19 protein-coding genes and 1 tRNA gene are annotated in these 26,067 nt (G+C 68.7%); 5 read left to right on the top strand and 15 right to left on the bottom strand.

The genetic code is table 11. The annotated features are described in order from the left end of the window. Positions 1 to 632: 632 nt before the first annotated feature. A complete protein-coding gene (locus ABD089_RS03100; RefSeq protein ID WP_343884742.1) occupies positions 633 to 770 on the bottom strand; it encodes a hypothetical protein in 138 nt (45 codons plus the stop codon). 164 nt (positions 771 to 934) lie between these two features. After that, on the bottom strand, positions 935 to 1,144 hold the full coding sequence (locus ABD089_RS03095) for a hypothetical protein (RefSeq protein ID WP_343884741.1): 210 nt from the start codon (positions 1,142 to 1,144) through the stop codon (positions 935 to 937). Between the two features lie 134 nt (positions 1,145 to 1,278). On the opposite strand from ABD089_RS03095, the gene ABD089_RS03090 reads away from it, so the two are divergent. Continuing rightward, a complete protein-coding gene (locus ABD089_RS03090) occupies positions 1,279 to 1,524 on the top strand; it encodes a hypothetical protein (RefSeq protein WP_343884740.1) in 246 nt (81 codons plus the stop codon). A gap of 257 nt (positions 1,525 to 1,781) precedes the next feature. On the opposite strand, the gene ABD089_RS13780 is transcribed toward ABD089_RS03090, so the two are convergent. The 5 genes from ABD089_RS13780 to dnaG all read right to left on the bottom strand — a co-directional run bounded on the left by ABD089_RS13780 (position 1,782) and on the right by dnaG (position 5,870). Then, positions 1,782 to 2,120: an excisionase family DNA-binding protein gene (locus ABD089_RS13780; RefSeq protein ID WP_386769404.1), complete on the bottom strand. Its 339-nt coding sequence runs from the start codon at positions 2,118 to 2,120 to the stop codon at positions 1,782 to 1,784. A gap of 233 nt (positions 2,121 to 2,353) precedes the next feature. Beyond that, positions 2,354 to 2,429, bottom strand: a tRNA-Asn gene (locus ABD089_RS03085). A 40-nt stretch (positions 2,430 to 2,469) separates the two neighbouring features. Beyond that, complete coding sequence (locus tag ABD089_RS03080; protein ID WP_343884739.1) at positions 2,470 to 2,979, bottom strand: hypothetical protein; 510 nt, start codon at positions 2,977 to 2,979, stop codon at positions 2,470 to 2,472. 57 nt (positions 2,980 to 3,036) lie between these two features. Further along, complete coding sequence (locus ABD089_RS03075; protein WP_343884738.1) at positions 3,037 to 3,861, bottom strand: sigma-70 family RNA polymerase sigma factor; 825 nt, start codon at positions 3,859 to 3,861, stop codon at positions 3,037 to 3,039. A 140-nt stretch (positions 3,862 to 4,001) separates the two neighbouring features. Continuing rightward, positions 4,002 to 5,870 (bottom strand): DNA primase, encoded by a 1,869-nt coding sequence (gene dnaG, locus ABD089_RS03070; protein WP_343884737.1) that lies wholly within the window; start codon positions 5,868 to 5,870, stop codon positions 4,002 to 4,004. Between the two features lie 56 nt (positions 5,871 to 5,926). Between dnaG and ABD089_RS03065 the strand changes: the two genes are divergently transcribed. Continuing rightward, positions 5,927 to 6,685 carry an ABC transporter permease gene (locus ABD089_RS03065; RefSeq protein WP_343884736.1) on the top strand — a complete coding sequence of 253 codons (759 nt, stop codon included), beginning with the start codon at positions 5,927 to 5,929 and terminating at the stop codon, positions 6,683 to 6,685. 190 nt (positions 6,686 to 6,875) lie between these two features. Here the strand turns inward: ABD089_RS03065 and ABD089_RS03060 are convergent, their stop codons facing one another. Next, positions 6,876 to 7,943 carry an HD domain-containing protein gene (locus ABD089_RS03060; RefSeq protein WP_343884855.1) on the bottom strand — a complete coding sequence of 356 codons (1,068 nt, stop codon included), beginning with the start codon at positions 7,941 to 7,943 and terminating at the stop codon, positions 6,876 to 6,878. Positions 7,944 to 8,025: 82 nt separating this feature from the next. After that, complete coding sequence (gene dusB / locus ABD089_RS03055) at positions 8,026 to 9,216, bottom strand: tRNA dihydrouridine synthase DusB (RefSeq protein WP_386769408.1); 1,191 nt, start codon at positions 9,214 to 9,216, stop codon at positions 8,026 to 8,028. A 36-nt stretch (positions 9,217 to 9,252) separates the two neighbouring features. Here dusB and ABD089_RS03050 point away from each other — a divergent pair, with 36 nt between their 5' ends. Then, on the top strand, positions 9,253 to 9,816 hold the full coding sequence (locus ABD089_RS03050) for an LURP-one-related/scramblase family protein (RefSeq protein ID WP_343884734.1): 564 nt from the start codon (positions 9,253 to 9,255) through the stop codon (positions 9,814 to 9,816). Between the two features lie 132 nt (positions 9,817 to 9,948). Further along, the gene (locus ABD089_RS03045; RefSeq protein ID WP_343884733.1) at positions 9,949 to 15,453 is read left to right on the top strand and encodes an ATP-binding protein; all 5,505 of its coding nucleotides are present in this window, start codon (positions 9,949 to 9,951) and stop codon (positions 15,451 to 15,453) included. An 826-nt stretch (positions 15,454 to 16,279) separates the two neighbouring features. On the opposite strand, the gene ABD089_RS03040 is transcribed toward ABD089_RS03045, so the two are convergent. The 6 genes from ABD089_RS03040 to ABD089_RS03015 all read right to left on the bottom strand — a co-directional run bounded on the left by ABD089_RS03040 (position 16,280) and on the right by ABD089_RS03015 (position 24,614). Beyond that, a complete protein-coding gene (locus ABD089_RS03040) occupies positions 16,280 to 17,743 on the bottom strand; it encodes a hypothetical protein (protein ID WP_343884732.1) in 1,464 nt (487 codons plus the stop codon). Positions 17,744 to 17,805: 62 nt separating this feature from the next. After that, positions 17,806 to 18,540, bottom strand: coding sequence for an RCC1 domain-containing protein (locus ABD089_RS03035; protein ID WP_343884731.1), 735 nt, complete (start codon positions 18,538 to 18,540; stop codon positions 17,806 to 17,808). Positions 18,541 to 18,683: 143 nt separating this feature from the next. After that, a complete protein-coding gene (locus ABD089_RS03030; RefSeq protein WP_343884730.1) occupies positions 18,684 to 20,054 on the bottom strand; it encodes a UTP--glucose-1-phosphate uridylyltransferase in 1,371 nt (456 codons plus the stop codon). A 47-nt stretch (positions 20,055 to 20,101) separates the two neighbouring features. Further along, entirely contained in the window at positions 20,102 to 21,307 is a 1,206-nt protein-coding gene (galK, locus tag ABD089_RS03025) for a galactokinase (protein ID WP_343884729.1), read from the bottom strand. 68 nt (positions 21,308 to 21,375) lie between these two features. Continuing rightward, positions 21,376 to 22,482, bottom strand: coding sequence for an ROK family protein (locus tag ABD089_RS03020; protein ID WP_343884728.1), 1,107 nt, complete (start codon positions 22,480 to 22,482; stop codon positions 21,376 to 21,378). Next, positions 22,479 to 24,614 carry an alpha-galactosidase gene (locus ABD089_RS03015; protein ID WP_343884727.1) on the bottom strand — a complete coding sequence of 712 codons (2,136 nt, stop codon included), beginning with the start codon at positions 24,612 to 24,614 and terminating at the stop codon, positions 22,479 to 22,481. Before ABD089_RS03015 ends, ABD089_RS03020 begins: the two co-directional genes overlap by 4 nt. A 193-nt stretch (positions 24,615 to 24,807) precedes the next feature. Here ABD089_RS03015 and ABD089_RS03010 point away from each other — a divergent pair, with 193 nt between their 5' ends. Next, positions 24,808 to 26,064, top strand: coding sequence for a carboxylesterase family protein (locus ABD089_RS03010; RefSeq protein WP_343884726.1), 1,257 nt, complete (start codon positions 24,808 to 24,810; stop codon positions 26,062 to 26,064). Positions 26,065 to 26,067: the final 3 nt, after the last annotated feature.

Raw genomic sequence — 26,067 nt, 5'->3', positions numbered from 1 at the left:
GGAGGGCACCAGCGCTGCTGGGCCCACCGCCCAGACCACAGGGTGGTGCGTGTGCGATGTGCCAGATCCGTCGTCGTGGTTGGAGGGCCACGACGGGCGAGCCGATCCCGCCGACGCTGGACGTCTACGAGGCGCCTCGACCAGCCAGATCTCGTCCTGGAACGCCATCTGGGCACCCGGGGTCAGGTTCTGAAGGGCGCGACTGCGGGTGCCCGAGGCAGCTTCTATCGGGTAGGCGACATCCCCGGAAGCTCCCGGACCGCCGACCGGTACGTGAGCACGCGCAGCAGCTCATGGCTCGGGGCATGGGGTGGAAGACCATCGCGAGGTCGGCCGGTGTGAGTACCTCGAGGAGGATCAATCTGGTCGGTCTCTCGCGTTTGACTAGGGATTATGCGCGCGACATTATCGGGATTCGAACACTAGTGCGTCCATAGTTTCGGGATGCATCGATTTGTGTCGCCACGTGTCAGGTTCGCCGTGCAGACCAGCTGGTTGCTGGTTGGACCGCTGTGGGTCACCTTGGCGGTGACGAGCAGGATGCCCTCCTGGACCGGGCTTCCCTTCTTGGTGGCCCGCGCGATCCGGGACCGTTCCTCCGCCCTAGCCCGATCCTGCGCCGCTGCGGCCTCCTAGGCCACCACGTCGCGCTGCTCCGCCAACCGCCGGTCGTAGTCCAGCGACACCCGACGGCGACCGGTGCACCACACATAGGTCCCGGCCATCACCAACACCATCAACGCGTCCAGCCCGTACGAGGGGGCTGGCATCCTGTGGGTCGGCGCGATCAAAACCCCCAGCAGTCCCATCAGCAGGGCCGTCGCACCCCAAGCAGTCGACTCCCTCCGGGCCACCACCGCCGGGGACAACGGTGCGCACACGATCAGCGGGCTCACCCCCAGGTTTACGGGCGCCGACCAGACGACGATGCCCATCAACGCCACAAGGCATAGGAGGTGCAGAACATCGAACGACGACGGAGCCGCCGCAAGGCCAGCGCCACCGACAAACACAGACACACGGCCACGTACGCCAGCACGAACCACGTCTGGCCGTACTGAGGGAGGAGAGCCCCTGCCTCTACGGCAGTCAGCACCCCGGCAGCCGACGCCAAGACCAGATCCAGCGAAGGAGGATGCTTCACCCCGCCACGCTAAACGACTGCTGCACTCCAGCCATCCACCCCCAGCAGGATCCAGCGACGAGACGGGCAACGGCGGTTACTACTCGTGATCTTCGCCTGCCAAGCTCGACCGGGGCGCTGGCGTGTCGACCAGAATGCGCACCAACACCCAGGGCGGAGCCGTCGACGTTCCGATGGGTGACTGCTACCTGGAGCTGGGCAGGCAGGGCCTCGACCTCTTCGACCCTGAAGAAGTGGGCTCCATGATGCGACGCGGCATCCAAGACCCAGTCGACGACGTCCAGTCCTGGCCCGCATGGGGAGCCCTGGTGACAGAGACCGCGATCCAACTCGCCGAACACCATGGCACCGACATCGTCTGCCCCGTGACCCTGCTTTAAGCAGGCGTGAGCGCGCGAGATCTTCCTGAGCATCGAGGTCGCCGGCATCCGACAGCGGCACATCGTCCTGCACGCCGACCCCGAAACCCTGCGTCACCGGATCATCACCGACAACATCGAGATCGGGACCGTCGAACGGTGGTTCCAAGCCATAGACCGGTACGAAGCCGCACGTCCATGGCTGGCTGGGGCAGCCGAGCAAATCCACTCCACGAACCTGAACCCGGAGCAAGTACTGCACTTGGTCGAGGCCCTCATCAACCAGGGCTGAAGAGACCTCGTCTGCCGGATTCGCCTCCTTGCGCTGACAGGTAGGCAGCCTGAGCCACCGCACGCAGGAGTCCGATGGCCAGCAGATGGACAGCAACCAGCCGTCGGTCAGCTGACGACCCGGGCCGAAGGGACCGGTGCACGGCCGCCAAGTCTCCAGCACGCACTCGGATCAGGCGCGGCCCCACCCGGTTGGCCACCAGCCGACCGTCCGCGATGTAGCGCCGGACGGTCGCGACGCTCACGCCCAGGGCCAGGGCAGCCTCGTGCAGGCTCAACAGCGCCCCCGGCCTCCCATACTCAATCCCACTCTCCGCATGCTCCATGACACCCCAAGCCGACACCCACCCGTCCGTGCCCGAGGCGTGAGCCAGCACCGGGGAACGAGAGCCGGCTCCACGCACCGAAGTGTGGGAAAACTCGTAGCGGATCAGGGAGAACGCGCCCGATCCAGGCTTCGCAGCCGCCTCTCCATGCCGCTCTAAGGATGCGCTAAGGATGCAAGGGCAAGACAAAGGCCCGTCCGACCAGCATTCCTGCTTGTCAAACGGGCCTCTGATGGCTCCCCCGACTGGACTCGAACCAGTAACCCTCTGATTAACAGTCAGATGCTCTGCCAATTGAGCTACAGGGGATCAGCGCTCGGCGCGAGAAGAAACGTTAGCAGAGATCTACTCAGATGTCGTAATCGGCCTTCAGCTCCGCCAACGCATCGTCCACCTCGGACCGAACGGCCGGGTCGTCGAGGCTGGCGCCGCCCAGTGGCATCACGTCCCAGACCAGCTTGGTCTCCGTCGCAGCGGGGGCACGACGGGCGGCTACGACGACGGCCTCCCCACCACTGAGTTCGATCCGCCTCTGGAAGGCGATCGAGGCCTGCACCCGGTCCCGGAAGACCGTGGGGAAGGTGTTCTCCTCGTCCAACATCAACTGCTCGCTGCTGCCATCCACCAGACGCCACCACATCTGGCTGGACTCCTGTTTCCAGCCGCCGGTGCGCACCTGCTCCCACGCGACGACCCGCCACGGGTCCTCGCCCACCTGCCACGCAAAACCCTCGGGAAGCGCCACGACCCGCACCCTCGGCCCGCTCCCCCAGCCCAGAACACGCGGCTCATGCCCCAGCACCTCGGCCAGTCCATCGGTGGTGGCGGTATCAGGGCGGTTGCGTCGAAACAGCGGCATTCCCCCATTCTGCCGCAGGGCTCACCGCGTCCAACCCAGCGATGAGAGTTGAGCCGATCAGGCCACATCGCGGGCCTGGGACCAGCTGGCTGCGGTCCGTGCCGAACGCAGCGCCCGTTCCTCCAGCCGTCTGATGCTGGAGGCGGACGTGTTGAAGTGCCTCGCGCACCACGCGTAGCTTCGGGGTTCCCCGGCGAAGCCATTGCGCAGCAGAAGAATCTCCCGCTCGTCACGCTGCAGGCGGTAGATCCAGTCCGGCGCCGAGGTCTCCACCTCCTCGAACCGTGCGGCCGCGGACTCGTCGGCCAACTGGTCGGTCACATCACCCAGCGGGACGTGGCGGGCCTCCACCACCCGCAGCACGTGGAGCGGATCACGTCCCAACGAGCGCGCCACCTGCTCCACCGATCGGTCCTGCCCAGCCTGTCTGAAGCGCTCCTGCACCGCCAGCACCTCCGCCGCCGCCCGCAGGTCACCGCGCGTCCGGCGCGACTCCTGCTGGGCGATCACGGCGTTCTGCACGTGGTGGCGGATCCACTTCCAACCCACCACACTGAACCGCGTCCCCATCCGTTGGTCCCAGCGCCGGATGCCCTCCGCCAAGCCGATGCAACCCTCCTGGAAGAGCTCCTCGGGGTTGGTGGCGGTCCGGGCCGCGACCGGCCGCGCGATCGACCAGACCAGGCGCAGGTTGGCCAGGAACATCCTCTCCCAGGCCCGCTCCCCCTCGCGCACCAGTTGCACCAGCTCGTCGTGGCTGGCGTCCCCGCCGTCAAAACGTCCGGCCAGTGCGGCACCGGCCAGCACGCCCGCCTCGATCACCTTCGCCAGCTCGACCTCTTCGTCGGCGGCCAGCAGTTTCTCGTCCGAGATCATGTCCATGTCGCAGAGCCTGCCGCGGAGCCGGGGCCTCGCAAAGCGTCACCGGCCAACCTGTGGAGTCAGCACTCGGACAACACCAGTTGACCCGCTGCCCTTGACGAGTGACCTCTCGACGAAGCTGTGCTTCAGTCCGGTCCGTTTCAGTCGAGGGCGCCGACGGTGGCGCGCTGCAGGTCCTTGCGGCGCACCTCCAGGTCGAGCAGCTGGCTGAACATGGCCTTGTGCTCGTTGGCCTTCTCGACCGGGTTGGTGCGCTGCAGGCGCGACTTCAAGTCGGCGATGGTCCTGGTCGTGGACGCCAGTTGCAGCCGCGAGGTGTAGGCGGTGGCGTACTTCTCGTCCGGTTGCCGCAACACCGGCTCGACCAGCAGCGCGACCTCCAGCTGGCGGGCCACCTCGTCCGTCGTGGCTTCGCGCACCTGGTCGGCCCAACGCTCCGGCGACCATGGAACCTGGGTGATGGCCTCGAACACGGCGTGGTAGGCGGGGTGGGCGAAGTCGTCGGCCACCACGCCATTCCAGGCGGTGTCGAACAGCGTCGGGTACTGCAGCATCAGCTTCAACGTCCCGCGCTCGACCTGCAGGTTCCGGTCGGAGGGGTCTGGCCATGGCAGTCCGGTCGGCTTCTCGGCGGGCACTTCCGGCTCGGAAGACGCGACGACGTGTGACCGCGCGCCGCGCGGGTCATGGGCCTTGCGACGAGCCGCCCGTGAGACCTCCTGGCGCACCTCGTCGACGTCCATCCCGACCATCGTCGCCAGCTCGCGCAGGTAACCGCTGACCAGCGAGGTGTCCCGGATCGAACTGACCAGCGGCGCCGCGGCGCGCAAGGCCGCCAGACGACCGTCCGCGCGGTCGAGGTCGTAGCCCTTGAGCGTGTTCTGCATCACGAAGCGGTACAGCGGCACCCGGCGGCCGACCAGTTCCCGGACCGCCGCCTCGCCCTGGGCCAGACGCAGGTCACAGGGATCCATGCCGGAGGGCTCGATCGCCACATAGGTCTGAGAGATGAAGTTCTGGTCGCCGGAGAAGACCTTGAGCGCGGCGTTCTGGCCGGCCTGGTCACCGTCGAAGGTGAACACCACCTCGCCGGCCAGCGATCCCGAGCCCATCAGGCGGGTCAACAAGCGGGCGTGGTCGTCGCCGAAGGCGGTTCCGCAGCTCGCCACGGCGGTGTCGACGCCCGACAGGTGCGCGGCCATCACGTCGGTGTAGCCCTCGACGACGACGGCCTGCTGCTTCTTGCCGATGTTGCGCCGAGCCAGGTCCAGCCCGTAGAGCACGTGGGACTTCTTGTAGACCGGGGTTTCGGGGGTGTTGATGTATTTGGCGGGCATCCGGTCGTCGTCGAAGAGGCGGCGGGCGCCAAAACCCAGCACCGCCGACCCGGAGTCACGGATGGGCCACAGCACCCTTCCCTGGAAGAAGTCGTGGCCGTGATCGCGGATCAAGCCGGCCTTGACCAGCAGGTCGTCGCGGTAGCCCAGCCGGTTGAGGTGGTTCTTCAGCTCCCGTCCACCGCGAGGCGCGTAGCCGACGCCGAAGTGCTCGGCGGCGGCCTTGTCGAAACCGCGTCCGTCGAGCATCTGGCGGGCGGTCAGGGCGTCCGGGCTGAGCAGCATCTTCGAGTAGAACTCGGCGGTGGCGGCATTCGCCTCCATGATCTTGACCCGCAGGCCGGGTTCCTGGGCGGGCTGGCCGTCGTCGCTGATGCGCAACACGATGCCGACCTTGTCCGCGAGTTGCTGGACCGCCTCGGTGAAGGTCAGGTTGCTGATCTTCTGCAGGAAGGTGATTGCGTCGCCGCCCTCGCCGCAGCCGAAGCAGTAGAAGAAGCCGCGTGCCGGAGTGACTTGGAAGCTGGGCGTCTTCTCGTCGTGGAAGGGGCACAGGCCCTTCAGCGAGCCACCGCCGGCGGGTTTGAGGTTGACGTAGGCGCTGACTACGTCGTCGATGCGGGCCCGTTCCCGGACGAGTGCAATGTCCTCGTCGTTGATCCGGCCAGCCATGGGGCGATTCTACGGGCACGCCCGACTAGTCTGAACACGGACGTTGAGGAGGGCCCGTGACCGTCGAACCGACCTGGCATCTGGCGTTGGCGCTGGTCTTGCTGATGGCGCTGGCCGTCGTCGTCTCCCGAGTCGGCCGCCTTGGGCAGGAACGCGACATCGTCGTGGCCGGTCTGCGGGCGGTGATTCAGTTGGCCGTGGTCTCGACGATCATCGTCGCGGCCCTGCAACACCTGGCACTGGCGGCGCTGTTCGTCGCCTTGATGTTCGTGGTGGCGGTGCGGACGACGGTGCAGCGCACGGGCGTGGGACGCGCCTGGCCGTGGACGGCGCTGGCGATGGCCGGTGGGATCGTGCCGGTGCTGGCGATCGTCTTCGGTAGCGGGACGGTGCCGCCCAATGCGCTCTCGCTGATCCCGATCGCGGGGATCGTCGTGGGCAACATGATGACCGCCCACACCCTGTTCGGACGACGGCAGTTCGCGGCTCTGCGTGACGGCGTGGGCATCTTCGAAGCCGCGCTGGCCCTGGGCTTTGCCCGCGCCGCGGCGATCCGGCTGGTCAGCGAGGGAACTGCACGCGAGGCACTCGTCCCCAACCTCGACCAGACCCGCACCGTCGGCCTGGTGACCCTGCCCGGCGCCTTCATCGGCGTGCTGTTGGGCGGCGGGTCGGCGCTGCAGGCCGGTGCCGCGCAGGTCTTGGTGCTGGTGGCGATCATGGCCGGGCAGACGATCGTCGTCGTGGTCGCCAACTGGCTGATGTGCCAGGGGAAGCTCTTGCCACCGGACCTGGCGGGCGTGCTGCACCCCTAGAGCGTCGGACGTGAGTTGTCTTGATCTCACGGCCGGAGTGCAGCATCCCCGTTGCGGCGTTCGGATCGGCACGGGCATCGTCTTCTGCGCGACGATCTTGCCCGCGGCCGAGCGGACGATGTAGCGCACCTGGTCGTAGCTGTTGGCGCGGTCCTCGATGCCGACGGCTGGCTGCAACTGATGACGGAGCTCAGGCCCCGCGCCCGATGCCGACGGGCAGCCGGCTCGGATCCCAGCCCAGGAGCTGTTCTGCCTGGTCGAAGGCGAACCGGTCGGTCATCCCCCCGACATAGGTGACCGCGCCACGGGTCAGGTCGTCCAGACGGTAATCGGCGGGCATCAGCTCGGGGCGCTTCACGTACAGCCCCACCAGGCCGTGCAGCACCTCGACCACCGCGTGGCTCTGGGCCAGCGACTCCGGACGGGTGTAGATGCGCTCGTAGTTGAACCGGCGCAGCGCCGCCAGCGCGGCCGCGGTGTCGGCGTCCATGCCAACCCGTCCGGTCTGGTTCGTGGTGCGGATCACCGCGTGGATGAAGGTTCCGAGCTGGGCCCGACGCCCCACCCCGGCGATCCCGGCCACCTCGGGCGGCAGGTCGGCGGTCGTCACGATGCCGGCGTGGATCGCGTCCTCGAGGTCGTGGGCGCAGTAGGCGATCCGGTCGCTCCAGCTGACGATCTCGCCCTCGATCGTCCCCGGCGCGGGCCGGCTCCAGGAGTGGTTGCGGATGCCGTCCAGGGTCTCGGCGCACAGGTTCAGGTCGGTCAACACCACGTCCGCGCCCCACGGCCCGTGGTCGTAGCCCTCGGGGATGAAGGCGTCGAAGGCGTCCTCGGACGCGTGCCCGCCCGGCCCGTGACCGCAGTCGTGGCCCAGCGCGATCGCGTCGGCCAGCGCCACATTGGCCCCGATCCCGCGGGCGATGGACGTGGCCACCTGCGCCACCTCGATCGCGTGCGTCAGCCGGGTGCGCTGGTGGTCGGTCGGGTAGACGACGACCTGGGTCTTGCCGGCCAGCCGACGGAATGCCGGTGAGTGGACGATCCGGTCGCGGTCCCGCTCGAAGCAGGTGCGCTCGGCGTCGGGTTCCTCTTCGGTGGCACGGTTCCCGGCGCCGGACGAGAGGGTCGCCCCGGGCCGTAGCAGCAGGCGCTCCCGCTCCTGCCGCTGGATCCGTCCGATCGTCGTCCCCGGCTCGGCGAAGCTGGCGTGGGTGTCGGCGTGGGCGGTGACGAGGTCGTCACCGTGGCCGTGCATCGTCTTGGCCCACTCGACCGCGCGGGGCATCACCTCGGGGTGTCCCTCGACAGGCTCGGGGAGCGCATCCGTGCACATCGTCCTAACCTCCTGACCCGGCAGCGTCGTCGTCGACGAGCTCCAGGTCGAGCCCGGAGGTGTCGTCGTACCAACCGTAGGGAAGGATCACGTGCTTGCGCGGCGTCCCCTGACGTCCGCGGGGCTTTCCGAGCTCTATCTGGGGGAAGGGCGCATCGGCGTCCAGCTGGGCCAGCAGGACGTCCAGCTGCTCGAAGGAGCTGATCATCGCCAGCTCGTGACGCAGTTCGCCGCCCACCGGGAAGCCCTTGAAGTACCAGGCCATGTGCTTGCGCAGGTCGGTCAGCCCGTGCCGCTCCCCCATGATCTGCGCCAGCAGCTCACCGTGTCGCCGGACCATCTGCGCCACCTCACCCAGCGTGGGCAGGGTCTGCGTGGAGCGTCCGGCGAAGGCGTCGGCCAGGTCGCGGAACAACCACGGACGCCCCAGACAACCGCGCCCCACCTCGACGCCGGCAGCACCGGTCTGCTCCATCATCGCCAGCGCGTCGGCGGCCTCCCAGATGTCGCCATTGCCGAGCACCGGGATGTCCACATGCTCCACCAGCCTCGCGATCGCGTCCCAGTCGGCCTCGCCCGAGTAGGCGTCCCCGACGGTGCGGGCGTGCAGGCAGATCGCGGCAGCGCCCTCCTGCTGCGCGATGCGCCCCGCGTCCAGGTAGTAGAGGTGCTCGTCGTCGATGCCCTTGCGGGTCTTCATCGTCACCGGGACGCCGTAGGCGTCGGCCGCCTGGACGACCGCGCGGATGATCGCGCGGAACCGGTCCTGCTTCCACGGCAGCGCGCCGCCGCCGCCCTTGCGGGTGACCTTGGGGACGGGGCAGCCGAAGTTGAGGTCGACGTGGTTGACGTCATACTCCTCGCACAGCTTGCGGGTGGCGTCGGCAACGGTGGCCGGGTCGACGCCGTAGGTCTGGACGCTGCGGATCGTCTCGTTCGGCGCGAAGGTGAGCATCTGCCTGGTCTTGCGGTCGCCGATGACGATGCCGCGGCTGGTGAGCATCTCGCAGACGTAGAGACCGGCGCCCTGTTCGGCGCACAACTGCCGGTAGGCGGCGTTGGTGATGCCCGCCATCGGGGCGAGCACCACAGGGGTCTCGACCACGACGGCGTCGGTCTTGCTGGGAGCGCTCAGGCGCAGGGGTGCGTACTCGGTCACGGGCCAACTTCTGGGACGGATGCAGGGTCGGTCCATGGTAGTTGCTCGGCTGATCGAGGTCATGATGGAGCCATGAGCATCCTCGACCATGACCTGCTGGTCATCGACCAGGTCACCAGCTTCCTGAGCAATGACTTCGCGATCCGTGACCGGGACGGCGCCGTGGTCGGGCAGATCGTCACCGAGGGCTCCGCCCTGGGACGGATGTTCATGGGGTCGCGCCAGTTGACCGTCCTGGACGACGACCAGACGGTTCTGGTGCGCATCGACGACGTCCCCAACTTCGGTCGCGACCGCTTCCACCTGTCCGACGCGGCTGGCAACCAGGTCGGCGAGGTGGTCAAGCAGTTCACCTTCTTCAGCAAGCACCTGACGGTGCAGCTCACCAACGGCGAGGTCTACGAACTGTCCGGGCAACTGCTCGAGTTCGACTTCGAGGTCCAGGGCCCGACCGGACTGGTGTGCCGGGTCACCCGCGACTACGCCGGGCTCGGCTCCTGGTTCCTGGGCCACAACCGCTACGTCGCGCAGTTCGCACCTGGCTTGGCCGACCACGCCAAGGCGTCCATCATCGGCGCCGTCGTCGCCCTCGACCTGATCCGTGCCAAGGAACGGCGCTCCGCCAGTTCCAACTGAGCAGCACTCGCCCACCGACTGTGGGATTCCCACAAACCGGCGGGCGCAGCCTTGCGGGCGTCCCTACCGCGTCGCCGCTGGTCACGGCCATAGCTTGGATAGTCGTCAAGACTCCCAGCCCAGGACGGACCAGTGCCCCAGTCAACAACCATCAGCCGTGTCGCCATCGTCAACCGTGGAGAGGCGGCCATGCGCCTGGTCCACGCCGTGCGGGACCTGAACGCGGCCCGTCCCGGCGTCGACCCGATCCAGGTGATCGCGCTGCACACCAGTGGTGAGGCTGGCGCGATGTTCGTCCGCGAGTCGGACGTTGCCCATGACCTGGGCCCGGCCTCCGCTCGTCCCTACCTCGACCTGGCCGTGCTGGAGAAGGCGCTGGTCGAGACCGGCGCGGACGCTGCGTGGGTCGGTTGGGGCTTCGTCGCGGAAGACCCGGCCTTCGCCGACCTGTGCGCCCGCATCGGGGTCACCTTCATCGGCCCGAGCGCGGACGCGATGCGCCAGCTCGGGGACAAGATCGGCTCGAAGCTGATCGCCGAGGAGGTCGGCGTGCCGGTCGCCCCGTGGAGCCGTGGCGGGCTGGCCACGCTCGACAAGGCGTTGGCGAAGGCCAACGAGATCGGCTACCCCCTGATGCTGAAGGCCACCGCCGGCGGCGGTGGTCGTGGCATCACCAAGGTGTCCAACGACGCCGAGCTGACCGACGTCTTCGACCGCACCCGCGGCGAGGCCGAGCGCGCCTTCGGTTCCGGCGTCGTCTTCCTGGAGAGCCTGGTCACCGGCGCCCGCCACGTCGAGGTGCAGGTGATCGCGGACGGTCACGGCACCGCCTGGGCGCTGGGCGTGCGCGACTGCACCGTGCAGCGCCGCAACCAGAAGGTGATCGAGGAGTCCGCCTCCCCCCTGCTCAGCCCCGAACGCGTCGCCGAGGTGAAGGCGTCGGCTGAGCGGCTGGCCGTGCGTGTCGGCTACGTCGGCGCCTGCACCGTCGAGTTCCTGTACCAGCCCGAGGCCGACCTGTTCGCCTTCCTCGAGGTGAACACGCGCCTGCAGGTGGAGCACCCGATCACCGAAGTGACCACCCGCACCGACCTGGTGAAGCTCCAGTTCCACGTCGCCTCCGGTGGTGCCCTGACCGGTGAGAAGCCGGTCGAGATCGGGCACGCCATCGAGGCCCGGTTGAATGCCGAGGACGCCGACCGCGACTTCGCCCCCGCTCCCGGGCACATCGACCACCTGGCCCTGCCCCAGGGCCCCGGGATCCGTGTCGACACGGGTGTCGCCGAGGGCGACACCATCCCCGCCGACTTCGACTCGATGATCGCCAAGGTGATCGCCTTCGGTGCCGACCGGGACGAGGCGCTCGCCCGGCTGCGCCGCGCGATGGCCGAGACCGAGGTCGTCATCGACGGCGGCACCACCAACAAGTCGTTCATCCTCGAACTGCTGAACCAGCCCGAGGTCACCACCGGCGAGACCGGCTGGGCCGACACCGGCTGGATCGACCGCGTCCGCGCCGAGGGACGCCTGCAGCCCACCCGCAACTCCGGCGCCGCACTGGTCGTCGCCGGGATCGAGGCCCACCTCGCCGAAGAGCAGATCGAGCGCGCCCGCTTCTTCGACACCGCCCGTCGCGGACGTCCGCTGGCCGCCCACGAGCTGGGGCGCCCGGTCGAGCTGAAGCTGCGCGGCACCACCCACGCCGTCCGCGTGCTGCGCACCGGCGTCGACACCTTCGACGTCACCATCACCACCGCCGGCGTCACCGAGCAGGTGCAGGCCCGCTTCGACCGGCTGGACGAGTACACCGCCCGGCTGGTGATGGGCGGCAACAACCACCGCGTGCTGCTGGGCGCTCCCGGCCCGGTCCAGGTGATCGAGGTCGACGGACAGGGCCACCGCGTCTCCCGCGACGAGGGCGGCGTGCTGCGCTCGCAGGCGCCCGCGCTGGTTGTCGCCACCCCGGTCGCCGAGGGTGACCTCGTCGCCGCCGGCGACCGGATCCTCGTGTTGGAGAGCATGAAGATGGAGACCATCATCACCGCGCCGTTCGCGGCCCGGGTGAAGGAGGTCCCCGTCCGCGCCGGCACCCAGGTCGAGACCGGGGCGCCGATCGCGCGCCTGGAGCCGATCGGGGACGCGTCCGAGGCCACCGAGGAGGTCGCCGAGACCGTTGACCTGGACCTTCCCGAGCACGGCGCCACGTCCAACCCGGACGCCGAGCGGCAGTCGCTGCGGGCGGTCGTCCTCGGGTGGGACACCGACCCGGACAACCCGACCGGACCGCTGAAGCCCTACCTCGCCGACCGTGAGCCGTGGCCCACGCCGGTCGCCGCCGAGGCCGCGCTGCTGGAGACCTTCGCCGACCTGGCCGAGCTGCACCGCAACTCCCCCACCGGTTCAGTCGAGGACTCCGACACCCGTGTCCACACCACCCGCGAGTGGTTCCAGCGCTACCTGAAGTCCCTGGACGTGGAGCGTGAGCAGCTGCCCGCCGCCTTCGCCGAGCGCCTCACCCGTGTGCTGGGCCACTACGGCGTCGACTCGCTCGACCCCTCCGTCGAGCTGGAGGAGGCCGTCTTCCGGCTCTTCCTGGTGCAGCAGAACTGGTCGCCGGCGGTGGCCGTCGCGACCGGCATCTTGCAGGCCTGGCGTGCGCAGGACCGTCCCGCCGGTTCCGGCGCCGAGCTGCGCGCCGTCCTCGACCGGCTGATCGTCGCGACCCAGCGGCGTTTCCCCGCCATCGGCGACCTGGCCCGCTCGATCCGCTACCGCTGGTACGAGCGTCCCTCGATCGACGCCGAACAGTCCGTCGCGCTGGCGCAGGTTCCCGAGCTGCTCGGACACCTGGAGGCCCTGCCCGATGGTCCCGCCCGCCGGGCCGTCACCGAGGAACTGGTCGGTGCCCCCGACCGTCTCGTCGGCTTCCTGCGCGGACGCAGCGCTGCCGACGTTCCCGCCGAGGAGCCACTGCTGGAGGTGCTCACCCAGCGCCACTACCGCGGCAACCAGCTCGAGAACCTCGCCTCGCGCACCGTCGGTGGCCGCGCCGTCACCAGCGCTGACTACGTCATCGACGGACGCGACACCCACATCACCACGACCGTCGGGAACCTGGCCGAGTTCGTGCCCGGTTCGTCGCTGGTCCAGGTGCTGGACGAGCTGTGCACCCCTGAGCTGTCGGACGCGGCCAATGGCCGCCATCAGAGCGTCGACCTCTACCTGCTGTGCGACGAGGCGGTCGACGGGGACGCGATGGCCCAGCGCCTGTCGGAGGCGCTGGCCCAGATGGACTTCTTCTGCCGCCTGCGCCGGATCGCGATCGCGGTGCTGCCGCTGCAGAAGGGCACCGTCGGCTACTTCACCTTCCGCTGCGTGGACGGACGCCCGGTCGAGGACGCGGTGCGCCGCGGCTTCCACCCGATGGTCGGTCGCCAGCTGAACCTGAACCGGCTGTCGGGCTTCCAGCTCACTCGCCTGGAGTCCCCGCGCAACATCCTGCTGCTGGACGGGGTGGGCATCGACAACCCCGCGGACGAGCGGATCGTCGCCCTGGCACAGGTACGGCGGCTGTCGATCGTCCGGGACGAGGACGGCCAGGTCACCGGCGTCCCGCACCTGGAACGCGCCCTGATCACGGCATCGGACGCGGTGCGCCGCGCCCGGGCCGAGGCGGCGCCGGCCAAGAAGCTGGACCACAACCATGTCTGGATCCACGTCTGGGGCGAGTTCAACATCGACCTGCGGGCGCTGAAGGCCTTGGAGGCCCAGCTCGCACCGATCACCGCTGACGCAGGGATCTCGGAGGTGCGAATCCAGACCATGATCACCCGACCGGGCCAGGACGTGCCGGTGCCCACCGTGATCGTGTTCAGCCACCAGCCCGGCTTCGGCGTCCGCTTCCAGACCATCGACCCGACCGATGAGCCGCTGGCCACCCGGTCGCGCTACGACGAGATGGTGCTGCGGGCTCGCAGCCGCGGCCTGGTCTACCCCTACGAGCTCTTCGGACTGGTCGCCAGCTCCCGCGGACGGGTCGTCGAGCTGGACCTCGACGAGTCGGGTGCGCTGGTGGAGGTCGAGCGTGAGCACGGCCTGAACACCGCCGGCATCATCGTCGCCGACGTCTCGACGCCGACCGTGGCCCACCCCGAGGGCGTGCGACGCATCGTCCTGTTCGGTGACCCACTGCGCTCCCTCGGCTCGATCGGGGCCGCGGAGGCCGACCGCATCGTCGCCGCGCTGGACCGCGCTGACTCGCTGGGGCTGCCCGTCGACTGGTTCACCCTCAGCTCGGGTGCGCGCATCTCGATGGACTCGGGCACCGAGAACCTGGATGCGGTCGCCCACGCCCTGCGCCGGATCGTGCACTTCACGCAGGACGGTGGCGAGATCAACGTCATCGTCGCCGGCATCAACGTGGGCGCCCAGCCCTACTGGAATGCCGAGGCCACCATGCTGATGCACACCAAGGGCATCCTCGTGATGACGCCCGACTCGGCGATGGTGCTCACCGGCAAGCAGTCCCTGGACTTCTCCGGCGGAGTCTCGGCCGAGGACAACTTCGGCATCGGCGGCCACGACCGCATCATGGGCCCCAACGGCCAGGCGCAGTACTGGGCTCCCGACCTGGCCGGAGCGCAGCAGGTGCTGATGCGCCACTACGAGCACACCTACATCGCGCCGGGTGAGAGCCGTCCGCGCGAGCTGGCTACCACCGACGACGACGCGCGCGACGTCGGCCTCAGCCCGCACGAGATGGACGGTTCGGAGTTCGCAACCGTCGGCGAGATCTTCAGTGCCGAGAAGAATGCCGAGCGCAAGAAACCCTTCGACATCCGCGCCGTGATGCGCGCCGTCGCGGACGCCGATCACGAGCCCCTGGAACGGTGGGCGACGATGGCCGAGGCCGACACGGCGGTGGTGCACGACACCACCATTGGTGGCATGCCCATCACCCTGATCGGCATCGAGAGCAAACCGGTCCCCCGGGCCGGTCTGCTGCCGGCCGACGGACCTGACAGCTTCAGCGGTGGCACGTTGTTCCCGCGCTCGTCGAAGAAGGTCGCGCGGGCGATCAACGCGTCCAGCGCCAACCGGCCGGTGGTCGTGCTGGCGAACCTGTCCGGCTTCGACGGATCGCCCGAGTCGATGCGCAACCTGCAGCTGGAGTACGGCGCCGAGATTGGTCGCGCGATCGTCAACTTCTCCGGCCCGATCATTTTCGTCGTGATCAGCCGCTACCACGGCGGCGCCTATGTGGTCTTCTCGAAGTCGCTCAACGACAACATGACCGTGCTCGCGCTGGAAGGTTCCTACGCCTCGGTCATCGGCGGCGCCCCGGCCGCGGCCGTCGTCTTCGCCCGGGACGTCGCCAAGCGCGTCGAGGCCGATCCCAGGATCGTCGAGCTCAAGGCCCGGGTCGCCGAGGCGTCCGACGCCGACAAGGCAGGACTCAAGGCCGAGCTCAGCAACCTGCGCGAGACGGTCAAGGCCGAGACGATCAGCACGGTCGCCACCGAGTTCGACGGGGTCCACGACATCCACCGCGCGGTGCGCGTGGGGTCCGTGGACGAGGTGATCAGCGTCGCCCAGATGCGCCCGCGGATCATCGAGGTGCTGCGCAAGGCCCGCTGAGGCACGATTCCCACCAAGAAGGCCGAGATCTGCGCCCAACTTCTCCGATACGCGCCCACAGGGCCCGTCGGGGAAAGTTCGGCGCAGATCTCGGCCTTTCCAGTTGGTAAGCCCACCCCTCTTGCGCCACCCTCTTGCGCCGCCCCAAGGGTCTCGTGTTGGGGTTCTTCTCGTTCCCGAAAGGGACCACGGATCTGCGGGGCGTTGTTCAATGACCACGCCCGCACAGGCCTCGGTCGATGAGGGCTTGCCGCGCCAGTTCTGCGTCCCACTCCAGTGCCTGCGGCGATCGCCTGCATGCGGTCGCGTTGTCCGCGCTCAATGATGGTGGCGCATTGCACTTCCACCGGGACGACCGGGACGTCGTGTCCACGCCAGCCGACGGTGCGGCGATGGCGCCAGGTTTCGCGGCCCTGGTTCTCCAGCAGCCCGGCATCGAGCTGCTCGCGGACGCGGGCGACCTCCAGCTAGACACCTTCGAAATACCATCGCCCGAAAGTCCACGCTCCAGCCGTGGCCAGAGGATGCTCGGCCGTACTGCGGAAGAACCGAGGTCGTCACCCCCAGGAGTGGACAGTGGGATGAGGATGCACAGCTGGTGGTCCAAGTGCAGCAGTGGTTCTCCATCAAGCGCTCGGCAATGATCGGCGCAATCCAGTGACCTTGCTGGGAAGCCAACACGTGAATCGGCTCGCAGCTCTCCGGGCCAAGTAGTTCCAGGGCATGCCAAAGGGGCGACTCCCGTGGAGGGGCGTCGCCTCGTCGGCGGTGTGCTGGCCGTGTGGACTTCCTATGTCGGCAGGTGTAGGTCGTGAGATGTGAGTCGTCAGGCGGTGCTGGTGACGTCGGCCCACTTCAGCCGCATCACCGGGGGCGCTTGCGGCGGCCCGCCCTTGGTGGGGTCGTGGAGTTCCAGACTGAGGGACGGGGTGACCAAGTAGACGAATCCCTCCGGGGATCGCCACAGGTAACAGCCCGGCGCGACTTGCTCGACGCGCCACCTGCCGTGGGTCTTCGCCCGGTGAACACGTCGGCCGAGGGGTCCGAGGTTGTCGGGCCGAGTCTGGCCGGGTGTCCCGTCATGGTCGAAGGGGACGGTGTGGTCCAGGTCGCAGCGGATGGCCCGCTTGGACGACCACGGGAACACCTCGAAGGGATTCCGATGCTCCACGGTCTCGCGCATCCGATCAGGGACCTCGTAGGAGTCCACCGGGCACAGAGCGGCAGTGTCGAGGACGGGTCGGACGGTGATCCTCCGGTCACCCAGGAGGTCCTTCAACCAGCCACTCAACGCGGGGCCGATGCCCTCGATGCGAGCGATGCCCTGGCCGGTCTTGACGGTGGAGTCGGTGAGGTGGACCACGACCTTCGCCGTGGGGAGCAGCTTGTGGGGGTCGACGGTGATGGTTCCGCAGGTGTGACCCAGGCGGCCCTTGAGTTCGCACGCTGGACCCTCGACAAGCCCGGGGAACGTGCATTCGTCAAGCAGCGAGGCCTGGAGCATCTGCAGCGCCAGCGCCGGATTCGCCAACATGCCCAGCGCGCGGGCGCGGATCCCGTCCTCGGTGTCCTGCACCCCCGCCCGGCGCAGGATCAACGCCAACCGCGACACCTGCGCTTCAAGATCACGCTGGTCGAGCTTGTCCAAGACAGCGTCCACCCTGCCGAGCAACCCCTCGGAGTCGTCGTCCCGGAAATCCACGTGCCGACGCTCCCGCTCCGCCGCGCGACGCTCATCAGCCTGATCCGCGGGCAGGTGCTCCAACACCAGCCCCTTCGCCATCGCCTCCAACCGGGACGCCGGCATCCGCCCATAGACGTCCCGCAGGTCCGCATCGAACGCACGCGCTCCATCGAAGCCGAGATCACCACTCATGCTCGCGAGCTTCTTCGCCAACCACACCGGCAGGTCACCGGCCATCACCGCAGCCCACGCATACGGCAACCGGTGCAGACAATCAGTCGCCAACGACAACTCCACGTCGACAGCCTCGGGCCGCAGGTGCATCGCCGCCGCCAACTCCAACGACGCGAACTCCGCAACCAACGGTGTCCCGTCCGAACCCGCCGGAACCAGCTGCTCCAGACCCGGCACCACCGGACCCTCACCGCTGGCCGCCGACCACAACACGTCCACCTGCGCCAACAACTCGAACCGCCGCGCCTGGATCGCCCGAAAGGCCTTGTCCGACGCCCGCAACTCGGCCAGGAACTCACGCCGCGTCGCCGGGAAGGCCGACCCGGGAAGCGTCACCGCGTGACCTGCCGGAGGAGTCATCATCGAACTCATGTCCTAATTCTACATCCCGATACGGCGCGCACAAGGGGTTCGGCGATTTATGTTCGAGAGACTCATCCAGCAGCCAAGCAAGGCGCATCACACTGCTGATAGTCGTTGCACCCGGTCGCCAGAACGGTTCCGTCCGCGCGTAATCCCAGCGTGTGCAAGGACCCCGCTGCGACCGCGACCACGTCTCTCCAACCCTCGGTGTCGCACTGGCCGTGGCTGTTCGAGCCTGCCGCGATCACCCGTCCCGATCGATGAAGCCCGATGCTGTGGTGGCTGCCGGCCGACACGTGAGCGACATCCTGCCATGCGCCAACCTCACAGGCACCACTACCCCGGTCGCCTGCAGCCAGGACGCGTCCCTCATGCGTGAGACCCAGGGTGTGCAGGTATCCCGCGGACGTCTGGACGACCTCACGCCAGTCGCTGACGTCGAGCTGTCCCGCTCGTCCGACCCCAGCGCCGACCACGCGCCCGGCGGACGTGACACCGACGCTGTGCCAGTCACCGCAGGTGATCGCGACGATGTCGCGCCAGCCTTCGACGGCCAGCTGGCCCTCGACGCAACGGCCAGCGCCGAGCACGGTTCCGTCGCGAAGCAAGCCCAGAGTGAAGCGCCAACCCGCGGCCACCGCACGGACCGTGGTCCAGTCCCCGACATCGCACTGACCGTGCCCATTCCACCCTGCAGCGACGACGGTGCCGTCGCGGCACAGCCCGACCGTGTGCGACTTGCCGGTGTTAGAGAAGGTGTGGACGTTTCCCGCAGCCACGGCGACGATGTCACTCCACTCGGACACGCGGCACTCGCTGGCACCACCGTGTCCGAAGGCGGTGACCGTACCGTCGTTGCGTATGACGACCGAGTGGCGACGGCCTGCTGCCAACCCCACGACAGGCTCGGGGACCGGGGCCAGATCAGGCTCGGGAACCGTGGGCCGCATCAGCCCTCCAGGACCGTCCCGTCCGCGATCGTGGTCGGCTCCGAGGCCTCAATGGCAACGTCCCCGACGACCTGGACGTCACGTCCGAAGGCGACCTCCCCGTCAACAGCCAGCGAGCGTGCCTGACGCAGCGCCAGCGGATGCGGGACCAACCGCGCGAAGTCGCCCACGAGCTTGTACTGCTTGCCGAGCTTGACCGCGGGCGTCTCAGCGTGCGCCACCAGCCGGTAGTCGTTGTCGAGTTCGTAGAGATCGCTGCGCAACAGCAGCAGCTCATTGGTCGTCTTCACCGGCAGGAAACGGTCGCGCCCGACGCAGATCGCCGTGGCACCGGGGAAGACCTCGATCGCCGCCCCCATGGCGCTCTCCACCTGCACCACCGGCGTCGAGTCACCATCGGAGGGATCAACGGTCTTGTCGTTACGGATCAGCGGCAGCCCCAGCACCCCGCCCCGCTCGCCCAGCACCGACTGCAGCGCCCGCAGATCCACCCAGAGGTTGTTGGTGTGGAAGAAGGGGTGACGGTGCTCGTCGGTGAAGTAGTCCATCTCCTCGGCCGGGGTCTGCGCGGTGTCGCGCAGCACCAGTTGCCCGTCCGCCTTCCGGATCGCGAGGTGCCCGCCCTTGCGGTCGTTCGCAGTCCGGCGGCACAGCTCCGCGGCATAGGGCGCTCCGGTGGACGCGAACCACCCGGCCACCCGTTCGTCCGGTGCCGCGCCCAGGTTGTCGCCATTGCTCAGCGAGAGGTACCTGAAGCCGGCCTCGACCAACTGGTCCAACAGACCGGAGCTGTACAGCGCGCGATACACGTCCCCGTGCCCCGGTGGGCACCACTCCAGCGATGGGTCCTCTGGCCACGACACCGGCGTCAGGTCGTCGGCGCGCAGTTTGGGAACCTGGCCCTGCAGGAGGCTGATCGGCAACCCGTCGACGGCCAATTCGGGGTACTTCGCGAGCGCCTCGGCCGTGTCGGCCTGCGTCCGGAAGGAGTCCATGAAGACCAACGGCAGCCGGACGCCGTAGCGCTTGCGGGCGGCCAGCACCTGCCGGACCGTGATGTCGAGGAAGCTCAGGCCGTCGCGCACCTCGAGCAGGCTCTTGGCCCGGTCGAGCCCCATCGACGTTCCCAGCCCACCGTTCAGCCGCAGGACTACCGTGTGCGCCAGCGCATCGCGGGCCTGCTCCGGGTCGACCTGCACCTGGTCGAGCTGGTCGACCTCCAACAGCGGTGCAATCGTGGCTTCGGGGATCATCCCCGAGCCGCCCTGCTCCAGCAGGCGATAGCGGGACGCGAAGTCGGCGACCATCGCGTCGTCCTGCCCTGCCGCATTCATGGCCTTCGTGGCCAGTGCCAGTCCTTCGTCGCTCATCGCAGGCTCCTCAGATCGGGGTGTGGGTGGTCGGGGTTGGGGAGAGGTCAGTTGATCCGGCGTCCGCCGTCGGCGGCCGTGGCGAGGTGGAAGTCGGGACGCGCGAAGCCCGCCTCGACGGCCGCAGCGTCGATGGCCCCGGCGACCTGGTGGACGTCGTCGACCGACACCAGGACGACACAGCTGCCACCAAAACCGCCGCCGGTCATCCGGGCCCCGAGCGCGCCAGCGGACATCGCCGCCACCACGATCGAGTCCAGTTCCGGGACGGTCACCTCGTAGTCGTCACGCAGCGAGTCATGAGAGGCGACCATCAGCTCGCCCGCCTCCCCAGCCCGCTCGGCGGCCAGCGCCTCGACGAAGTCCAGCACCCGCCAGCTCTCGGTGACGACATGGCGGACGCGGCGAACCAACACATCCTCGTCCAGCTTGGCCAGCAGCTCCCCGAGCCCAGCGCGCGGGCCGTCGACCGGCTCGCGCAGCGAGCGCAGGCCCAACACCTCGGTGGCCCGCTCACAGTCCGCGCGACGCGACGCGTACTGGCCGTCGGCCAGCATGTGCGGCGCATTGCTGTTCACGACCAGCAGTTCCAGACCCTGCGACTGCAGGTTCAACAGCACCTGCTCGACCGAGTCCTGCTCGCAGTCCAGCAGCAGGCCGTGGTCGGCCTTCGACCGCAGCGACGCGGCCTGGTCCATGCCTCCGGTGCGTGCCCCGGCCACCTCGTTCTCGGCCCGGACGCCCAGCGCCGCCAGCTCCGCGCGACGCGCGTCCCCCTCGGTCGGCAATCCGGCCAGTTCCGCGGCGGCCAGCAGCACCGCCGACTCCACCGCAGCGGACGACGACAGCCCGGCGCCGGCAGGGACGCATGACACGATGGCCAGGTCGTAGCCGGGCAGTTCCGCACCGGTCTCCCGCAGCGCCCACAGCGGACCGGCCGAGTAGGCCACCCAGTCGCTGACCGCGCCGGGACCCACCTCGTCGAGCGTCCCCTCCCAACGCTGCACGTCCCCGAGTTCGGTCACCAGGCGCAACAGGCCGTCGTCGCGTTTCGCGGCCGCGACGTAGGTGGCGTGCGGCAACGCGATCGGCAGGCAGAACCCGCCGTTGTAGTCGACGTGCTCACCGATCAGGTTCACCCGCCCGGGAGACGCCCAGACGCCGTGAGGTTCGGCCTCGAAACTCGTGGTGAACAACTCCGTCGCGCGGCGCGCACCCTCGGCGTCGTCCCAGGCAGTGTGCAGTGTGGTCATCATGTCCTCCTGAGGGCAGTCTGCCCTGTCCCCTGAATTGTCGCGGTTGGTGGGTGCCGGTGTCTCGCTCAGCCGAGCAGAGTCTGCCGGATCGCGACGGCGGCCGCACCGCGGGCCCACTCGGTGAAGTCCAGGGCCTGCACGGCCAGTTCCGGACGCACCGTCCCGGCTCCCGCGAGGGAATCGAAGCCCTGCCACAACGCTTCTAGGTGGTCGTGCAGCGGGTCGGCGTTCTCCCCGGAAACCAGCACCCGTTTCGGCGCGACGACCATCGACGTGGTCGCCACCAACTCTCCCACGGCCGTGGCCATGGTGGCCCACAGGCCCTGACAGGCTGGCTCATGCCGCAACGCGGGGAGTTCATCGCGCGCGATCGTGCGTCCCAACAGCTCCCCCGCTGCTCGCGCCAGTGGCTTCGACTCGACCTGCTCGGTCAACAGGTCACCGGACAACGTCCGCAGTTTCCCGATCTGCCCGGCCGCTCCGCTGTGCCCACGCACCAGCTCGTCGTTGGTGACCAGACCCAGTCCGGTTCCCACCCCGACGGTGACCACGGCGAACTCCCCAACCCCGCGGCCATGGCCGAACCAGTGCTCGGCGACGGTGAAGGCGTTCACGTCATTGTCCACCACGCAAGGGATCCCCAGCGCCTGGGCGGCGACCTCACCCAAAGGTCCGGCCTCCCAGTCGAGGTACGCCGAGCGGGTGGTGATGCCCTCGGCGTCGACCGTCGCGGCGAGGCTGAGCCCCACGGCGAGCGGACGGATGTCCTCGCGGGCCAGCTCGTGAATCCAGGCACCCAGCGCAGCGATCGTTTCGTCCCTGCTCCCAGTCACACCCTCGGCGGTGTGGGTGCGCAGCACCTGCCCGTGCAGGTCAACCAGCACCAGGTGCAAGGCCTGGGTGGTGATCTTGCCCCCTACGAAACTGGCGGCAGCGGCGTCCACCGCTAGCGGCAACGACGGACGCCCGGTCGTCAACTGCGCCACCGGCTCACCCTCGATGATCAATCCCTGCTCCAGCAAGGACCTCGCCGCCCGAGTCACCGTCGGCGCCGACAGGTCAAGGGCGCGGGCCAGGTCGGCCCGCGCCACGGGGCCGTGGAGCAATACCTCGAGCAAGACCTGGCGGGTGGTTGCGTCGAGGTGCCGCCAAGCGGACGGCACTGTGCTCACTGTCCGCTGCGGACGCGGTCCACGACCAGGATCCGGGTGCGTTCCGGATTGACCCGTGGGGCGCGGATTCCGCGTTGTGCCAGCTGGCATCCGGTCAGTTCGACCGGCTCGGGCAGCGTCATGCCGTGGGCCGTCAGGTCGAGGTGGGTGACGCGGTAGGTCGCGTCGGCGACCAGACCGGGCAGGGGCACCATGCCGGGGCTCCAGACGGGGGCCAGTTCCAGCTCGGTGTAGGCGAAGACCGCCTGGCGCGGGGTGACGACGCCGTGCAGGAAGCTGCCCGGCTGGGGCAGGTCGACGCGGACGATCTGCCCACCGAGCAGCGTGGTGCGGTGCTCCTTGTACCAGGCGATCCAGGCGCTGAGCTGGGCGATCTCGTCGTCCGTCGCCTTCGCCAGGTCCCACTCGACGCCGAGGTGGCCGAAGACGGCGGTCGCGGCGCGGTAGCCGATGTCGTGCATGCGACCGGTGGTGTGCGAGGCACCGGACGCGATGTGCGAGCCCAGCAGCTCGGGCGGCAGCAGCTGCGCGGTCCAGCGCATCATCTGCTGGCGGTCGGTGGGGTCGATGTTGTCGCTCACCCAGACCCTGTCGCAGTGCTCCATCACGCCCAGGTCGATGCGGGCGCCGCCGGAGCTGCAGCTCTCGATCTCCAGGCCGGGGTGGGCGGCCTTGAGCTCGTCGACCATCCGGTAGAAGGCCAGCGTCTGCTCGTGGACGCCGGGACGTCCGTCCGGGGTGGTACCGCCATCGACGACGTCGCGGTTGTGGTCCCACTTGATGTAGCTGATCGCGTACTCGTCCAGCAACGCGTTGATCTGCGATTTGACGTGTTCGTAAGCACCGGGGATGCCGATGTTCAGCAGCCACTGGTGGCGCGACTCGAGCGGCATCCGGCCGGGGACCTGCATCACCCATTCGGGGTGCGAGCGGGCCAGGTCGGAGTCGGGGTTGACCATCTCGGGCTCGAACCACAGACCGAACTGCATGCCCAGACCGGTGACCTCATCGACCAGCGGGTGCAGTCCGTCGGGCCAGATGTCGTTCGACACCACCCAGTCGCCCAGCCCGGCGTGGTCATCGCGGCGGGCGCCGAACCAGCCGTCGTCCAACACATAGCGCTCGATGCCTACCTCCGCGGAGCGGTGCGCCAGGTCCTTGAGGCGGTCGGCGTCGTGGTCGAAATAGACAGCCTCCCAGACATTCAGCGTGACGGGACGCTCCCCCTGCAGCGGATGAGTGCGGCGCAGGAAGGCGTGGTGGTTGCGCGCGATCTGATCGAGGCCGGCGCCGTGATTGAAGACCACCCAGGGGCTTGTGTAGCTGGCCCCCTTGTCGAGCACGACCTCGCCGGGCAGCGGCAGCTCTCCCCCGCCGACGACCTGGTCGCCGGTGAGGATCTTCTCCGCGTAGTGGACATGGTTTCCGCTCCACGCGGTGTGGACGCTCCACACCTCGCCGCCCTGGAAGCCGAAGCCGGGCGTGCCCAGATGCAGTACGAACGCCGAGTCGGCGCCGGTGCGGCCATGGCGTCCCTCCCGCCAGTGGGTGCCGATGCCCAGGGTGGAGCGTTGCGGGTAGCGCTCCTTGCCCCAGCGCCCGGCGAAGTCGAGCACCTCGGTGGCGCGGGAGGGGACGGGCAGGCAGACGACCAACTGGTTGAGCTGGTAGCCGTCCGCGCCGGTGTTGGTCAGCTCGGTACGCACCCGCACCAGCCCTTCCGGGGTCAGCTCGATGGTCAGCCCGAGTGCGAGACCGGCGTCAGGGTCTTTCGCCTCGAAGACGACGGTGCCCTGCTCGGCGGTTGCGAAGCCGTTGACGATCTGTCCGTCGAGCGTGGTGCGGTGCAGCTGGAAGCGCGGCGCCCAGCCCGAGCCCTGACGCGAACCGCTGATGCCGGGGTGGCCGGTCCATGAAGCCCACTGTTCGGGCAGGATCGACAGCCGGTGGCCGTGCTCCTCGGGGATGCCGTTGCCAGCGACCGGGGGCTGCGCGACGGCGCGCAGGGTGGCGACGGCGTCGGCATCAAGTTCACCGAGCGGCGCACCCCAGTGCACCACCTCGGGCAGCCAGCCGTCGCTGAACAGCACCAGCGAGGTCGAGTCGTTCTGCAGCGCGATCGCGAGGGTCACGATGTCCTCCATTGGACGGGCTCGGGGAAGGAATGTTTGTTTCACGAAGAAAGTAACTTGCGGATATTCGACCAGTCAAGGAGTCTGCGAGAGGAAATTCCGCGTGACCGCACCGTTGACGGCGGCCCAGGGCGGTTCTAGCGTGGGGCGCGCATCTGCCCCACCCACCCCTGACAAGTGAAGAAGGATTTCGATGAAGAAGTCCCGTGCGGCCCTGATGGGCCTGCTCAGTGCCACCCTCGCGTTCCCGCTGGGCGCGGTTTCGCAGCCCGCCCACGCCGCCTCCAGCACCTCGTTCACCCTCAATGCCGCCGTGCTCGACGGTGGCCAGCAGGTGACCTCGATCACGTTGGAGACCACCAGGTACCGCATCAACCCGAAGGGCCTGTCGGTCAACACCTTCCAGGTGAGGGCCAAGGGCACGAACCCCTTTGCGGAACTCGGTTCGGCGGTGCTGGGCACCTACGACCAGTACCGGACCGTCACCGGCGTCTCCCTCAATTCCGACGGCGACGTTGTCATCGAGCTCCTCAGCGGCCCGGACGCGCCAGCGGCGTCCACCCTCGGCTATGCCTACGCTGCGGATGCCGCCACCAAGATGGCCGGGCGCAATGTCCAGCTCGACCTCGAATACACGCTCACCCAACGCCAGCCCTTGCGGGCAGCTGGGCGCCCGCTCACCTTCTCGTCCTTCACGCAGGGCGCGGTGGTTGACCCGGAGGTGGACGACTACTCCACCGGCACCTCGGACAGCGGCCTCAACTACCGCCTCTTCATCCCGCGCGAGGCCAAGAAGTCCAACCGCCGCCCCCTGATCGTCTGGCTCCACGGTGCAGGTGAGGGTGGCTGGTCGGCGGCGCAGGACTCCGCGCTCCCCCTGCTCGGGAACCGTGGCGCGCTCGGCTTCAGCACCCCCAAGGCCCAGCGAATCTTCGGCGGAGCCTATGTGGTGGCCCCGCAGGCGACGGACTTCTGGATGAACGACCCAGCAATGGGTTACTCGGCCAAGCTCAAGTCGTTGCTGGATGAGCTGGTGGCCCAGTACCCCGTCGACGCCGATCGCATCTACGTGGTGGGCGCCTCCAATGGTGGGTACCAGACCCTCGCGCTGGAGACCCGCTACCCCAAGTACTTCGCGGCGGCGGTCCCCATCTGCCCGCCGCTGAAGCTCGGGGACACGGACCTGGTCCCGGACGCCCAGCTGCTGGCCGCACGGCGCACCCCGACGTGGATCGTCCAGGCGAAGAATGATCCCGTGGTTCCCTTCGAGTCCAATGGTCAGCACGCGAGCGATGTCATCGGCAATGCACACCTCACCGCCTACCCCGACGTCGTATGGGACGGCACCACCTACAACGGGCACTGGTCGTGGATCTATGTCGCCCACAATGACCCCCAGCTGCCCAACGGCAAGCATCTGTTCCAGTGGATGGCCAGGCAGCACCGCTGAAGC

This window comes from Luteococcus sanguinis (assembly GCF_039527675.1).
In the GTDB taxonomy this organism is placed as follows: Bacteria; Actinomycetota; Actinomycetes; order Propionibacteriales; family Propionibacteriaceae; genus Luteococcus; species Luteococcus sanguinis.
This window is presented reverse-complemented; position numbering and strand designations above follow the sequence as displayed.